Origin of the sequence: Nocardia sp. 852002-20019_SCH5090214 (assembly GCF_001665865.1) — a bacterium.
Classification (GTDB): Bacteria; Actinomycetota; Actinomycetes; order Mycobacteriales; family Mycobacteriaceae; genus Nocardia; species Nocardia nova.
On record NZ_LZMK01000241.1, the window covers coordinates 12,301 to 29,153 of the forward strand.

At 71.0% G+C, this 16,853-nt stretch carries 1 protein-coding gene; it reads left to right on the forward strand.

Features of this window, described 5'->3' with window-relative positions; all coding sequences use genetic code 11:
- Positions 1-11: 11 nt before the first annotated feature.
- On the forward strand, positions 12-16,853 hold a 16,842-nt coding region (locus A5780_RS19295; RefSeq protein ID WP_064909162.1), incomplete at its 3' end, for a hypothetical protein.

Sequence of the window (16,853 nt, forward strand, 5' to 3'; positions counted from 1 at the left end):
GGTAACCGCGCATGATCGAGTTTCCCAGCTGGCTCGAGTGGCTGGGTGCGGCCATCGGGATGGAGTGGCCGCACGGCAACGAAGACGATATGTGGTCGCTGGCAGGCGACTGGCATACCGCCGCCGGCGAACTGCGCGACATCCTGAGCCTGATGGACGACGCCAAATCCGCGACACTGGCCGCGTACCCGTCCGGCGACGGCCAGCAGCAGATGATCGACACCTTCGACAGCATGCGCCACGGCAAGGATTCGCTGGAGGCGCTGGCGGGATACTTCGATCAGGTCGGGGATTCGGTCTACGGCGGCGGTACGCAGATCGAATACACCAAGCTGATGTTCTATTCGACGCTGGTGATCACCGCCGCCGATATCGCCGCGGTGTGGATCTTCCCGCCGACGGCTCCCGCGGAGGAAGCGGGCATCATCGTCGCAACCCGTGTCGCGGTGCGGATGATGATGCGCCGGGTACTCGACGCGATGGCCGGTTGGGCGGGCCGGTTGGCCGAGAACGCGTTGGTGCGCTTCATGTTCCGCCATGTGCTGCTGAATGCGGCCCTCGGGGCGATCCAGGATTTCGCGGTGCAGCAGTGGCAGGTGTGGGAGGGGCACCGCAAGAGCATCGACTGGCAGCAGCTCGAGGTCACCACCTTCGCCGCGGGTGTCGGTGGCGCGGCCGGCGGCGCCTTCGGTGAGGCGATGGGCAAGAAGTTCGGCAACGCCTTCCGCAACGAGGTCGGCGACGTCACCTCGAAGTGGGGCGTCAATCTCACCCGCGCGGGGATCGGCGCGGGATCGGGCCTGGTCAACTCGGTGGCAGCCTTCGGGGGCTCGGTCGGCTGGCAGTTCGCCTCCGATCTGGCGCACGGTGATCTGGACACCGCGCTGAAGAATCTGAAGAATACGCACGTCGATTGGCGCATGTTCAGCGCCGGAGCGATCACCGGCGGGGCGTCGGCGGTGAATCACAATATGGCGCACAGCCATTTCGAGAACTCGCCGTTCTGGAAGCTGAACGCGCCGCGGCCGGATCTGGGCAATATCGGTGATCTGCACGGCTCCACCCACGACGGCACCGTGCCGAACGCCCATGTCGACCTGTCCGACAGCAATGGCGCTGTGCCGCACGGTGATTCCGCTACCGGCCTGAACGGCGAGCCGGGATCCTCCGGGTCCGTGCGCGGCGGGGCGGTGACCAACGGTCACGACAGCCACGCGGGTGCGCCGACTACGACGGCCGGCACCCACGAGCGCCCGGCATCCGACGCCGGTGGTACGCCGGAACAGACCGCGCCACAAGATCGTTCGGATACCTCCGAGACCACACCGTCGACTCCGCCGGCGGAGCGTCCCGGGTCGGAGGGCTCGAGTACGCCGTCCGAATCCGCGACATCCACCGGACCGGTATCCGACTCGTCGCCGACTCCTCCGGCTCGCAGCGAGGTGCCGGGCGGCGCGCACGATTCCACCACCGCGGACACCGCCGCGACACCGAGCGGTGGTACGCACGAAAACGTCACGCCGACAACGGCTCCCGCCTCCGAATCGGCGTCCCATGCCTCGGGGGCCGTACCCGCCGGCAGCGAAGCGGGCACGGCCGCCGGTCCTGCCGCATCGTCCGGACCGGCCGAGTCGGCGAGTTCCGCCGCCGCCCCGGGACCGGCGGCATCGTCCGGCCCGAGCGCTTCGTCGGGGCCGAGTACGTCGGGATCGAGCGCATCGTCGGGGCCGAGTGCGTCGTCGGGATCGAGCGCGTCGTCGGGATCGAGCGCGACGGGCCCCGGAGCGTCGACCGACTCGAGCGCGACAGCCGGTGCGTCGACGGGCTCCACGGCCGCGTCCGGAGCGTCGCCGGTCGACGCTCGCGGACCCGCGTCCGGCGGTGCCGAGGCGCCCCGGACCGGGGAGGTGCGCACGCCCGACGCCAGGACCGGCGCCGACGGACGTGCCGCCGCCGATCTCGGCCGCGGTTCCGCCACCGATGCCCGGCAGCAGGGCAGAGCCGGTGCGGCCGACCCGTCCGCGGCCCGCCCCGCTGCCGATATGCGGGTGCAGGCTCGAGTCGGCGACTCCGAGGGCCCGCGCGCCGCGACCCGGCCCGGCGCGAGCGAGGGCGAACGGGTCACCGCCAAACCGGACCGCGCGGACACCGCCCAGCCGCGAGACCGCGCCGGTGCCGGCCCGCGCACGGACCAACCACGCGGGTCCGAACCGACACGCGCGAGCGAACGTCCCGAAAACACTCGCACCCCAAGCAAATCCGATCAACCCACCGCGCAACGGCCGGACCGACCGGCGTCCCGCGACGAGGTACGCGCACCCGAACGTCAGCCCGCGCCACTGCGGGATCTGGACGGCGCCGGAACGCGTGACGAGGCCACGAGCGATGAGGCAGGAACTCGTGGCAAGGCCGGAACCGGAGACGACACCGCGAGGCGCGACGAAGGAACCGCGGGTGACGAGCCGGGGGTGCGTCGTGCCGACGAACCGGAGTCCAACGAACCGGATGCGGCGCAAGTCGATCGGCCCGCGCGTGCCGAGGATTCGCCGGAGCAGTCGGCCGAGCCCGCGCGCGGAGACGGCCGAGATCCGGGCGATTCGACCGAGCCCGTGCAACGGGAGACCGAGCGGCGCGATGCCGACACGTCGACCCCGCGCGATACGGACGAGACGGTCCCACGCGACCCCGAGCGGCGCGATGCCGGCACCTCCACCCCGCGCGATCGGGACGAGACGGGCCGGCGGGACCCCGAGCAGCGTGACACCGACGCGTCTGCCCTGCGCGATTCCGACAGCACCGAGCCGCCCGTCAGTGAGCATGCCGGCCCGAGGGATGCCGAGCATGCCGGTCCGCGTGATTCGGACGGTGCCCGCCCGCTGGACGACCGCGCGCCTACCCGCGATTCCGCCAGGGCTGTACCGGGGGCCGACGAGTCCGTTTCCTCCCGGGACGCCGACTCGGCGGTTCACGCCGATGCCGCCGCACCCCGCGACGCGGATTCGGGCGTCTCGAACCATCCGGACGAGCCGGGTGTGCGGCACGACCGGGCCGACGATGCGGGTACGCCGCGCGACGACACCGGCGATCCGGCGCGAGACCCGTCGCATCCGGACGAGGCCCGATCCGAACACGATGCCGCGCAGGACAAATCGAATGCGGAACCGGGTGGACCACGACGGCGCCCCGCCGCCGACGCGAACCACGACGGTACGGTGCGCAAACCGGTTCACGAGGCGGGCGAGGACGGCACCCGGCACGACCGCGACGAGACGAGCGATGACCGGCCCGAAGACCAGCTGGTGCCGGGCGCCCCGCCCATGCCGGCGCCGGTCGGCGACCATCAGCCGGCGCGTTCCGCGCGGAGCGAGCAGCCCGATCACACCGGGGCTCCGGAGGCGGCGAAACCGGCGACTTCGCGGCCGGAGTCGACCCGCGGCCGCTGTGCCGAATTGGCGCTGAAGCTGATTCGCGATCTCACCGGCAGCAAGACGATCCGGCTGCCCGAGCGCGCCGTCGGACCGGAAGGGATGACCGCCGCGGAGGTTCAGGCGGACGCCGGTGGCCGGATGGTGAAGGTCGGCGACCACGATGCGATCGCCCGGCGGCTCTCGCGGATGCGCAAGGGGGCGTCGGCACTGGTGGTCGACGGTTATCACGCCGGTCCCGGTCGCCGAGTAGTCGGTGCGCACGCCTACGTCATGGTCCACGAGGGTGGCGGGCGGATCGTGGTGCGCGATCCGAGTACGGGGGTGGTGACCGACCACCCGGCGAGCGTGCCTTCGGATCTGCACGACACCCACATGATTCTGTTCGACCACCGCGGGCGTCCCATCCACCCGCTCACTCCGGAACATCGGGAAGCCCTTGCGCGGCAGCAGGACCCGTCTGCCGTGCGCATCCGGCAGGCGCTCGACGACAATGTCGGCCGGGTGCACGAACTGCTGCTCCGAACACCCACCGGCAGAAGGATTCTCGGCGAACTCACCGATCGCCGCTATCGCGAGCACATCGATCAGGGGTCGCACAGCGACGGCAGATCCGGATCGTTCCGGCGCCGCGACATCACGGCGGTCCTGTACGCCGAGGGACGCGGCCAGATCGCTCAGGCACTCACCCTCGCACACGAGAGCGTGCACGCCGAGCGGTATCTCAACGGCGAATCCCCCGCCGATCGCCCCCTCGAGCTGTCGCGCGACGACTATGTGCGCGAGATGGTGCACGAGGAGGCGATGGCCTCCGGACGCCGCTTCCAGCTGGCGGCGGAGTTGCGTGAACTCGGCTACGACATCGCCGAACACCCCGCCGAGGTCGCCTACCGCCATGCCTACGAGCGCGCGCTGCGCGGACTCGAGGGCCCGGGAGCGCACGAGATCGCACATGAGGTGGCGGTCGACCATCTGCGCAACTACCTCGAGCACGTCCCGCCGAACGACAGTGGCCGAACCTACGCCGATCATTACCGCGATATCTGGGATCGCGCGCACGACGGCGCCCGCACTCCGACCGATCAGAGCATCCGCTACGTGCCCGACGATCCGGTGGTCCGCGACCGCATCCGCTCGGCCGCACTCGAGCGGCATATCGCCACCGTGCGGTTGAACGAGCATGCGCAGGAACTGGCCCACGTCGCCGACCGGGTGGCCGATCGCATCCCCTACGACCCGACGATGCGCCGGGATATGGTGCAGCACTTGATCTCCGATCAGCTGCGCACTGTCGAGCGCGAACTCGGCCGCGATGGGCTGCCACCGGAGCGCCGCGCCGAGTTGCGTCGGCTGGCCCACGATCTGCGACGGATGTCGGATCTGGTCGATCGGCATCACAACGCGCTGGCCGAGGTCGACCGGCTGCGGGCTACCGCCGCCGCGGACGTCGCGCGCCGGCTGCTCGGTGACATGATCGCCGATGCCCCGGGCGCCGAAGTGTTCGGTGACCACTTCGCGGTGATTCCCGGTGAACCGGAACGGATCATGGTCGCCGCGGGGCCCGGCGATCACGAGCGGGTCATGCGGGCGGCGCCGCCCGAGATCGTGGAGCGCGTGGCCCGCCCGGGTGTCGAGCCCGAATACCTGACCGTCGACACCCGCCACAACGGCGAGATCCGCTACGAGCGGGCCGACCAACCGGGGCCCGCCCGGGAAGAACCGGCCGAACCCGTCGAGCCGCAGGACCTCGCGGCGCGGGCTTCCGAGGCGATCGTCACCGAGCTGGAACGCACACTGGCCGATGTGCCGGTGGGCGCCTGGGCGGTCGACACGCTGCACGCCCGGGGCGTGACCATCGAACACGACTCCGGGGGTGGTCATCGGTACGAGCCCGCCCGCAACCGGCTCACCCTCGATATCGGCGGCACCGACGGCGAGCAGATGGCCGCTATGGTCCACGCCGCCATTCATGCCCAGCGGGCGCACGAGCGCAGTGCCGCCGACGGTGTGCTCGACCGCGATCGGATGTCGCGCGAGGAATACGTCGACCATATGGTGGACGAGGAAACCGACGCGCACGCAATAGAATTCAACGCGCTCGCACAGTTGCGCGATGCGGGCCACGACATCGCGACCAGTCCGCTGGAGCGGATCTACCGCGACGCGTTCACCGCGGCGCGCGAACGGGCGGCCGCGCGCGACGACCTGCCGGGCGATGCGACGGCGCGGGCCGCCGAACTGGACCGGATCGCGAACCAGGCCGGTGTCGACGCCATCCGCCCGGCAATGGGTGATCATGCGCCCGACGGCGGCGCGAGTTACGCGCGCGGTTACGGCGAGGCGTGGGATTCCGCGCATCCGCCCCGGGACGAGTCGACCGACGGGCAGTCCGCTCGTCCGGCAGCCGGGCCACCCGATCCGGGCGGATCGACCTACATCAATACCTACGGCGGCGATACCGCCTACGGCATCAAGGGGTGGGTCGACCAGCACGGCGTGCTCCACTACGAGGTGAACGCCGGTCCGGACACGCCGTCCGGGCGGGAGATGTTCCGGGATCTGATGAACGAGCTCGGCGACCGGGTCGAAGCGATCCAGGACGAGTGGTACGACGGCGGGGCGCTGACCGACAATCTGGACAGTTTCAACGCGGGAGTGCAAGACGGCTTCACGCCGGAAGAATCGGCGCGCCGGACGTTCACCGGCAAGCTCGCCGAAGAGCTGGGCTATACCGAGGTCACCTTCGGCGATCCGGAGCTGCCGGGCGATTCCGGTCTCGACGGCCGACTGGGCGAGAACACCGGCGTCACAGTGCTTTTCCGGCGCCCCGAAGGGTTCGATGGCGCACCGCACGTGGACAGTCCCGAGTTGCCCGACGGTGCCGGTGGTGCGGGTCGTCCACCCGGCGAGCCGCCCACGCCGGGCGCGGCCCCGGGCGAGCCGCCGCGGCGGGGCGAGGTCGTCGTGGCCGTCGACGGTGAGCATGTGCGGTTGCGGCTGGTCGCCGACGGCGGCGGTCGGTGGCGGGTCGAATCCGTCGAGCCGGTCGGCGAAGGTGAGCACACGCCGGGCGGTGAGGTCGAACCGGCGAAGCCGGGGCCGCTGCGTTCGCTGTGGCAGCGGTTCACCGGCGGGTACGAGGGGCACTATCCGAAGTATCCGTCGGGCAGTGGTCAGGACGGCAAATATCAGACCGAGATGACCGAGGATTTCGGGCATCTGTTCGACATCCACGCGCTCGAGACCCTCGGTGACCACGACATAAGCATCAATTACGCGCGGTTGCTGAAGGAGTCGTTCACGCTCTGGATCAACCGGGAACACGCACCGCTGCTGAACCACCTCACCGCTCGCATGGATCTGCAAGCGGGCGAACATATTCCGATGCGCACCCGCGACGGGCGGGAGTACGCGTACTGGAACGAGGACGCGGACCCGGCTGAGGTCGCGGCGATGCACAAGTATCTGCGCGATATCGGGCTGGGCCACCTGGTCGATGAATCACAGCCCCATGACCTGCCCGGCCATTCCGCGCCTCAGCACGGCGAAGCCGAAGCGCCGCACGACAATCCGGCCGACGAGTTGCGGGCCGCCGCCGATCGACTGGGCATCGACCTGACCGATATCAGCCCGGAGACGCTGCGCCGCGCACTCGATACCGCCGAATACCAGAATCTGCGCCGGGCCGCCGTCATCGAGGCCCTGCGCGACGCCGCGCACCGCTACAACGCCGAGCACGCCGATATCCCGTACCGGCCGCAGTCGATCACCGACCACAATCCGCTCGGCCGATTTCTCAAGGAAGTGGTCATCGCCCAGGGCGACGATCCCGGCCTGCTGAACTGGCGCGGCGTGAACAACGGCGCCGAATCCGGCCGCGACTTCGATGTGCTGAACGTCGAAAACCCCGACGAGCGTATCGAATACGACCCCGAGGACGAGTCGGGCCGCGACCAGGGCCTGCGGACCTATTTCGAGAATGCGCTGCGGCGCGACCAGATCCGCGACGAGCGGGCGACCTGGGCGGATCTGCTCGCGGCCGAACTGTCCCGGCTCGAACCGGACCAGCTCGACCGCGCATTGAACGACCTGCGTGACGGAGTGCACGAACGTGCGGGGGAGATCCGCGATTTCGCAGACCGGGTGGCGGAGTTCCGGGAACGCTTCCCCGCCAATGATATTCGCGAGCTGCCGCCGCAGCGTCCGGGTGAGCCGGGCCGGCTGGTGGTCCTGGATGTGCACGGCGACCACGAACAGACGCTCGCCGGGGCCCTCGATCGCCATCCCGGGCTCGCCGCCCGCCTCAACAACGGTGAGGTGCGGGCGGAGAAGTGGACGGTCGTCGTCGACGCGAACAACCAGGCGCACGTCCGCCACGTCGGCGATATCGAGGGCCGGGCGATCTCGGTGGACGTCGAGGGCCGGCATCTGGACGGACTGCTGGTCCGCGACGCCGACGGCACCTGGCACGTCACCCAGCCGCCCGCCGAGCCGGACCCGGTCGCGCCGCAGGCCCGCACACCGGAGCAGATACGTTCCGTCCGAGACGATCTCGCGCGCGAGCTCGGCCTGGACCCCGAACAGATCACACCCGAACTGATCGAACACGAGTTGCGCGCCAACGACCTGCGCGCACTGCAGATCGAGGCGCTGCTGGACCACGCGCGCACCAGCGACGCCATCGAGTCCTTCCACGATCTGGCCAATGCGCGCGACCGGCTCGCGCAGACCACCGGCATCGACGATGCGCAACACGCGACGCCGGAGCGGGTCGCCGAGTCGATCGCCGATCGCGGCACCCGCAACGCGCTGCGCAAACAGCAGGTCGAGCAGCTGGTCAAGTACTACGACAAGCTGGCGAGCTATCTGAAGGGGCGGGGTGAGGATCCGGCGCATCTGGTCGAGGCCCGCGACGATCTCGTGCGCGCGCTGGGCGGCGAACCGGAGGACGTATTCCCGAAGAAGTACTCGAAGGAACTCGACTATCAGCGCAATCCACAGGGCATCGATCCCGGCGAGCTGACCTCGCTGATCCGCGGCCGGCTCCGCGACCCCGGCACCGGTGCGGCGCTGACCGATTTCATCCGGACCCTCGCGGACACGGATCCGTTCACGAACGGTCTGCGTTTCGATCCCGCGACCGACCCGCGGGTTTTCGACGGTGAAGTGCCGATGCACGATCCGGACGCGTTGACCCACCTGCGGGAGACCATCGGTGACGGGCAGCGGCTGTTCGGCACACCCGACCCGGATCGGCCGGTCGCGTCCGGATCGCGGCCGAATCGCGATTGGGCCCGGCTGCTCGGCCACGACCTCACCGATGCCACTCCGGAGCAGTACGTGCGGGCCTACGAGGCCTATCGGGACGGCAAGATCGAAAAGCACGAGCGGCTGACTCCGGCGCAGCGGGAGCAGGTGCACCGCGAACTGCGCGAGGAGTTGCGACAGCGGGCCGCCGATCTGAAGGCGCTGGCGGAACTGAACGATCGCTATCACCAGGCGGTCGCCGATCTGCCGGAGAACCGGCAGGCGACCATCGATCGGCTCAGCCGGGAATGGGCGGCTGCCTGGACCGAGCGCGAACGGGCCCGCAGCTATATCGAGGCCCATGCCTACGAACTCCGCGTCACGCCGGAGGAGTTGCTGTCCGACGACCTGAAAAACGGCTCGGCCCTGCACGATCTGTTCGGCGAACTGGGGTCGCGCACCGTCCGGGGCGAGAATCTCGCCGACTACCGGAGGCGGTTCGAGGAATTCAGCCGCCGGCACGACGCGCTGTTCGAGGCGACGCGCAGATTCCACGACAACGACGTGCGGGTGGCGGATCTGGACGCCGAACTGCGCGCGGCCGTGGCACGCGATGTGGAGCTGTCCGAAGGCGAGGAGGGCGACGACGGCGCGGCGGCTACCCCGCCGCAGGGACCGCCGTCGAAGCCGCCCAGCTCACCGGGGGAGGGTGCACCGCCGCCGGAGCCCGGAGGCGGGGACCCCGATGGAGCCTCTTCGCAGACACCCGGCGGCCGCGACGCGGGCGAGTCCGCCTCCACGCCCTCGGAACCACCGCGTCCGGGCGACAACGACGGCCCCGCAGCCGATTCCGGTGCCACCGCACCGCGCATCGAGTCCCCCTCCGAATGGGGCATGCGCATGCGCGCGGAGAATGCGAGCTGGGACGCGCGGATGGCGGCCCGGCATGCCATCCGCATGCGCGAACTCGCCGACGAGATGGTCGCTCGCGATCCGGACGGTCCCGAAGGTCCCACAACCTGGGCCGCTCGGATGCGCGCCGATCAAGCGGAATGGGAGGCCCGGCAAGCCGCCCAGCACGCCGACTGGCTGTGGAAGATCGTCGGCGACCACCGCGGACCCACCGAACCGACACCATCGCCTGCCGGAACACACGAGCCGAAAACCGCTGCGCCCGAACCGGAATCGCCGGCCGCCTCACCGAAACAGGACGGCGTCACCGGGACCTCGGAGCCGGGGCGGGAGAGCGCACCTGGCGACCCGGCCACGGATCCGGCGAACCGAGTCGAAAAGCCGCTGCGACAGCCGCGCTCGGGTGCTGATGCACCGGAAACAGGACCCGACGCGGAGAACGCCGAGCTCGGGGCCGAGAACCGCGAGCAGCCGCCGGAGACGGGGCAGACGAAACAGCAGGCAGGGCCGGCACCCGAATCGCAGCAGACGCCGGGGAGCGGAGAACCGCGGGAGGGGGCGTCGAGAGTCGAGGGAGCGCAGCCGGATCCGATCGACGCCGCGCTTGCTCGACAGGACGCGGCACATGCCGAATTGCGTAGGATCGCAAGAGAACTCGGCCTTCCCGACCGTGGCAACGCGCGTGATCTGGAGGCCGCGATCCAGCGCCGGATCGAGGACGAGTCGGCCGAAAATCAGGCCACGATCGCGCGCAACGATCTGCGCCCGGACCAGTGGGCCGCCGCCCGCGACCGCGCCCAGCAGCGGTTGAACGAGCTGTACGGCCTGCGCCGCGAGATGATGCGCGCCGCCCGGGATTACCAGGCCGCCCGGATCGAGGAACGGCAGCTGCGTGCCGCGAATCCCCAGAGCGCGCAGGCTCCCGGCGAACGGGCGTCCACCGACGGTCGCCGCCCCGCCGCACGCGGTGATCAAGGTTCCGCCGAGCGCGGCGACCAGAACAGTCCCGGTGCTGAGGTGCCTGGTGCAAGGCCTGGTGAGCAGCCGGCTGCTGGTGCGGAGGGTTCTGTCGCGAGGCCTGGTGACCAGTCGGCAGCCGGCGCTCAGGGTTCTGGTGCGAAGGCTGGTGAGCAGCCGGCGGCCGGCGAGGAGCGTCCCGCCGCGAAACCCGCAGAACAACTGCCGTCCGGTGACGAGGGCTCCGCCGGCAAACCCGGTGGCGACGAGCCGGGTGCCGATTCCGGTGGTGGGGACGACGGCACGGGTGGGTCACCCGCGAAGCCGGGCGGTGACCGGCCCGGCGGTGCCGCGCCGCGCGCCCAGGCGGAACCCGGCGCGCAACCGGCACCCGATGCCGCCGGTGGCGGGATCGATGGTGGCGCCGGCGGTAAGCCCCCGACGAATGGAGGTTCGGACGACGGCAGCCCGCCGCGGGAAGGGGATGACGGATCCGAAAACTCCCCGGTACAACGGGATTCGAGCACCGTGGCGCTCCCGCGCCGGCCCGAGCCGCCCGGCGCCGAACGGTCCACGCGCGAGACATGGCATCAGGACGGCCCACAGCGGGAGCACCGTCCGGTGACGCGTGCCTTGCGAAAGGCGCTGCGGGATCTGGCGGATGCCGGTACCACGCGAGTGCGCGCCTGGACGCGAATGACCGCGCGCGCTCACGATCTGGGCCTGCGGCCGGACGAGATACGGCGCGAGATCCTGCGCGAGACGATCGCCCGCACCGCCGATGCCGCCGACACCGTGCCGGCGGTTCGAAACGAATTGCGCGATCTGATCGGCGATCTCGACCGCGGCGCACCGCGGCTGGAGGTGGACCGCCGCGCCGCGCGCCTGGGTGTGCCGCTGCCGTCCGACCATCAGGTCGCCGACGCGATCCGCGACCGATTGGCACCGCCGGCCCAGCGGCGTGCCGAACTGTCCATCGAACTCGGCGATCGCCGCACCGTCGATCTGCCCCGGCTGGAGCGGCTCGCCCGCGAGTTCGGCGTCGATCCGGAGGGGCTGTCGCGGCCGGAACTGCAACGTGCGGTCCGGGACGCGGTGAACAACCATCGCGACACCATCTCCGAGCGGCAGCGGCGCGCGACCGTCGAGCTGGTGGACCGCTACCGCACGGCGTCGGCGAACGAATCCGCCCGCCGGGCCGCTGCCCAGCATGCCGCCGAACGCGAAATGCTGCAGTTGCGAGCCGGTTTCGATGATCGTGGCCCGCGAATCTCCGGAGTCTCCTACCGTCGCTTCCGGTTCGACGCCCCCAATCACATGCGAGTGGACGGCGCCCCCGGCGAGCGCGGCCGGTGGGTCGGGGTCGGATCGGGCCGTGATCCCGAGCTCCGGTTGCCCGCGCGGGAGCGGATCCGGCATGCGGCCGAGGGGTTCGACGCCGTCTACTACCGGCTCGAACTGGACCACAACGGCCGCATCTGGGTGAGCGAGCACCATCCGGCATCGACGGAGCCCGTTGCCACGCGGCCGGATCCGGTGCGTCGTCCCGGAGACTGGTTCGCCGGCGGCGACGAGCACGAACACGAGCCGGGCACCCGGGCGCTGCGCAGACAGCTGCGCGACCTCGGCGCGGAACTGGATCGCCGCAACGATCAGGTGGACAAGAACTTCGCCAAGATCGTCCGGCTCGCCGAACATCTGGGTATCGACGACGCCTGGCGGATGCGGCCGCGCGAGCTGGCCGCAGCGGTGCGCGATCTGATCGTCCAGCGCCGGGCCCGCGCCGACGAACTGTGGAATCGTGCGGATATCCCACGGGCCGACCTGCAGAAGTTCTTCGAGGACCGCCGCGCCGAGGAGGCGCGGGCCGAGGAGACCGAATCGCTCGGTAAGGCCCTGCTGGGGCTGTTGCGGGTGCACGACCAGACGTTGGTCGCCGCCCGCGACCGGGTGGCGGCCGACGCCGCGCTACTCGCGGCACGCGACGTCCTGGCCGGTCACGAGGGCCTTCCGCTGGGCGCCGACGGGCGGCCCGTGGACCCGGCGAATCCGAAACCGGAAGTGGCGCGGCTCGTTCCGGGCCGCGACGGCGCACCGGACCGGCTCGTGGTGGTGGCGCCAGGCGCGAATCCGGATCATGTGCTCGACCCCGCTGTCCGCCGCGCGTTGCTCGGCGACGACGGCCAATTCGTGTTCCAGCAGGTTCGCGTCGACGCCGACGGACACGTTCGGCTCAGCGACATGCACCGGCCCCCACCGGAACTCGACGGAGCCACGCACCGCCCCGCCGAACTCGAGCAGCCGCGTCGAGCTGGAACCGAGCCGCACGCGCCGGGATCCGGCGAGCCGCACGCGGACGGGCCTCGTCCGGCGGACAACCCCGAGCCGGCGGCGGATCCGCAGGCGGCACTCGACGCGAAGGTGCGCGAACGTGCCCATGTGGCAGCCGATCTCGAGTTCTGGCGCAGTAAGGTCGACCATCGCGCCGACCCGTTCGGGGATGTGGATCTGAGCCGCAACCGCTGGTCGGAGACGTTGCGTCAGTTGCGCGCAGACACCGGGCGCTACGTCAGCGACAGCGCGGGCCCGGACAGTCCCGACGTCGCGCGGCACGAGCAGCTCAATCCGGAACAGGAGCGGGAGCAGACCGACCACGTCGACAAGCTGGCCGAGGCGCTGGACCGGCTGTTCCATTTCGAGGACCGGCTCGACGCCATCGACCGCGAGATCCACGACCTGGAACAACAGGGTGCCCGCCACGACGCGTCGCAGGCCGAAGCGGTCCGCGACGAACTGGGCCGGGTGGCCGACGAGCACCGGGCCGCGGTCCAGCGGGCGAAACCGTTGCGGCGCATCAGGAATGAGCTGTCCCGGCTCCTCGACGACCCCGCGCAGCGCACCCCCGAGAACCTGCGCCGGCTCGCCGATGCCGAGGAAGCGGTGGAGCGCGCCGAACACGAGATCGACCGCTTCAACGACGAGCGGGTCGCTCTCACGGGTGCGTGGCCCGATGCCGTCGCCGACCACTGGCGGGCCGCGGTGGGTACGGACGAGACGCCGACGGTGCGCCGGATCAGCGAGAACGTGTGGGTGGACCACGGTCGTGCGCCCGACGAGGACGGAACCGGCGGCCGCCCGGCCCGTTTCATCGTCGTCGCCGGTCGCGCCGCATTCGACCATCCGGACGTGCCGGTCCGCACCGACGATCCGGACGGACCGCGACGGCCGGCCGACGATCGATTCGACGCTCCGCTGCTGGACGCGCTGGCACAGCATCCCGATCTGGCCGCGCTGCTGAAGGATCCGGCCACCACCATCGATCGGCTGTCGGTCACCGGTGAGCTGGCCGGCGGCGATCGCGACGGCGCCGGTCAGATCCGCGCGCGGATCGAGACCATGGCGCCGGTGGAGATCGAGCGCACGGGGCTGCCCGCGCACGGCCGCCTCGGCCGAGACGCGCTGCCGTTCGCGGGCGACACGATGGTGCGCTGGCGCGGCGCGGACGGACACTGGCACGACACCCGGGAGGGCCAGGCCCGCGGTTTCCGCGCCTACCAGCCGGAACTGCCGCGCGGCACGAAACTGGACAAATACTGGCAGAAGGAAGTCGACGGCTGGCGGCTGCCGCCCAAGGGGTGGGCGGCGTTCGGCGGTACGGACAACTCCCACATCCCGTATCGGCAGCGTGAGGAGAAGATGCCGGACGGGTTCAGCGGCACCCTGGGCGCCGAACCGTTCCAGAACATGGTGGAGCCGTTGGTACTTCGGCTCCTGACCGATCACTGGCCGGAGCTGAGCTACGAGCAGATCCTGACGCTGAGCGAAGCCGGCCGCGCCGAATTGTGGTGGCATCAGGGACCGGGGCCGAAACCGGAGCCGCCGCCGGGCTGGGACGAGGAAGCCCATCACGGCATGCCGCTCGACGGCGCGCTGTACACCATCGGAAAGCGGTGGGTGCAGCTCTACGACATGGCGCGCAAGCACCCGTGGGTGCTGGGTCCGCTGCAGCGCCGGCCGGAGATCGGGGAGTGGGTGCGCGGGCACACCACCTGGCTGCCCGACGGCGCCTTCGATCCGGACCATCCGGTGCTGCGCAAGATCCCTGTGGTGCGCTCGTTCCGTGGCTGGAAGGGCTGGCGTGCCGGGCCGCGGATCGATCTGCAGCCGCCGCATCGGCCCTGGTCGGCCGCCGATCACGTGCCGCCGCGCGATCGGGTGGAGTGGTCCACGCCGCGCCAGGACCGCGACGTCGCGCGCTGGGATGCGGTGCAGCGCTGGGCGGATCGGGTGATCGGTGAATTCGCCGACGACACCGGCAATGCCGATGTGCACCGGATCGTCGACCTGCTGACCCGGGCCCGCGATCCGCTGCTGGACCCCGCCGACCCCGGCGGCGCCCGGCGGGAGACGCTGAACCTGGCACGGCATCCGGACGGCACTGCGCTCACCCGCGTGGAACTGACCGAGCGCATCCAGTTGGTCAAGGACCACCTCATGCGCAACGAGATGTGGGTGCGCGACCACGCCGACCCGACCGGCAGGATGGTCAAGAAGACCTACGACCGGCTCCCGCATGTGGCCGACGCCTGGCTGCGGCTCACCGGCGAGGGTGACGGCGACGGCCGGACCACGCCGTACAACGAAGATCTGTTGCTGCTCGACGACGCCTACGTCGAAGCCAGGTACCTCGCCGACCACGACGACGCCACCTGGCACGACGCCGACCTGGAAGCGGCTCGGTACGGCTACGACTGGGACACCAACCGGCGCCGCCTGAGCGGACATCTCGTGATCCGTGACGGGGTGCCGGTCCATCCGGACGAATTGCCGCCCGATGCGCCCGAGCACGACGGCGACAAGACCCTGCGGATGTCGCGGATTCCGTATGCGGTCGACGCGCCCGCGCCCGACCCCTCGTGGCTTTCGCCGCGTGAACGCCGCGCCGCCGAGATCCTCGCCGAAACCGGTGCGCGGCAACGCTTCCCCGGATTGCCCCGCAACCCGGTCGAGGCTCTGAAGGAGGTGGCGGCACGCGAGGCGGGGCCGCTGCGTGCCCTGCCCGCCCCCGGTGCGCGCGACCCGCTGCTGGATCTGCTGCTGCGTGCGGGCCGCGTGGAACAGCTCGCCGATGCCGGCCCGGGTGAGCACTTCGTCTGGGCGGAACGCCTCGGCGAACCCGAAGCTGCGGTGGAGCCGAGGCAACTGCCCGATACGCTGCGGCGGATGCGCGGCGATCTCACCCGCCGGCTGGACGACCTCGGCGCGGCCGGGCCCGACGAACAGGCCGCTGAGGGGAATCGGGCTCGGCCGGCATCCGGCGACGGGCCGCTGCGACAGCCCGGGCCGATGGAGCCACACGAATTGACCTCGGGCCGAACCGAAGTCGAGCGGCTGGCGACCGAACGTGCCCGTCTCGCCGGCGACCTGGGCCGGTTGCGCGCCGAACGGGACGCCGCCACCGGCAGCGAGCGGGAGCGCGCCGCACGAGCCTACGAGGAGGTACGCACCCGGGTCTTCGCCCTCACCGAGCGAATCACCGATGCGGCCGGACCCGATTTCCTCGCGGGGCAGGGCGCGCGGCCGGTGACGAACCGGGTCGGAATCATCGAGGGCGACCATCCGATCGTGATCGTGGTCGGCCTGCGCTCCGACGGTTCCGGCGGGTCTCCGCACCGTGCCGAACTCGATGCCGCCGTCGACGCTCATCCGGAACTGGCACAGGCTCTGGCCCATCCGGACGCGGAGATCCGCTACATCCGCCTGACCGTGGATTCCCAGGGCCGAGCCTTCGTCGCCGCCTTGGAAGCACCGCCCCAGGCCCCTCGTCCGCAGCAGCCGGGCTCCGAATCCACGCCGCCTGGTGCCGGCGGTGAGATCAGGACCGGGCTTGTCGAGCCACGCGGTGCCGACGGTGTGGTCGGCGGCGAGCATCGGGAGCTCGGTGCTGCCGACGGTGTTCTCGACGAAGCGGAGGGTCGGCCGAATGCGGACGACACCGAGGCCGGTAAGCCGGGAACCGACGAAGCTCCGGAAGGCAGTCGGAGCACGCCGGGGCGTGCCGACGACGGTGGAGAGCGGCCGGTGGCTCCGGTGCGTCCCGGCATCCCTTCGGAAGGTGAAGGGAGCGAATCGAATACGGCGCGCGGGTCGTCGGGCGATGCCGACGCCGGGGAATCCGGAGAGAAGGGAGAATCCCGAGGGGACCGGGCCGAGGAACCGCGGACCACGCAACCGCACGGGGGTGGTCGGCGCGCGTCCGGCTCGGACGGAGACGGAACGGATTCGGAGTCCGGAGACCGAACGGGTATCGGC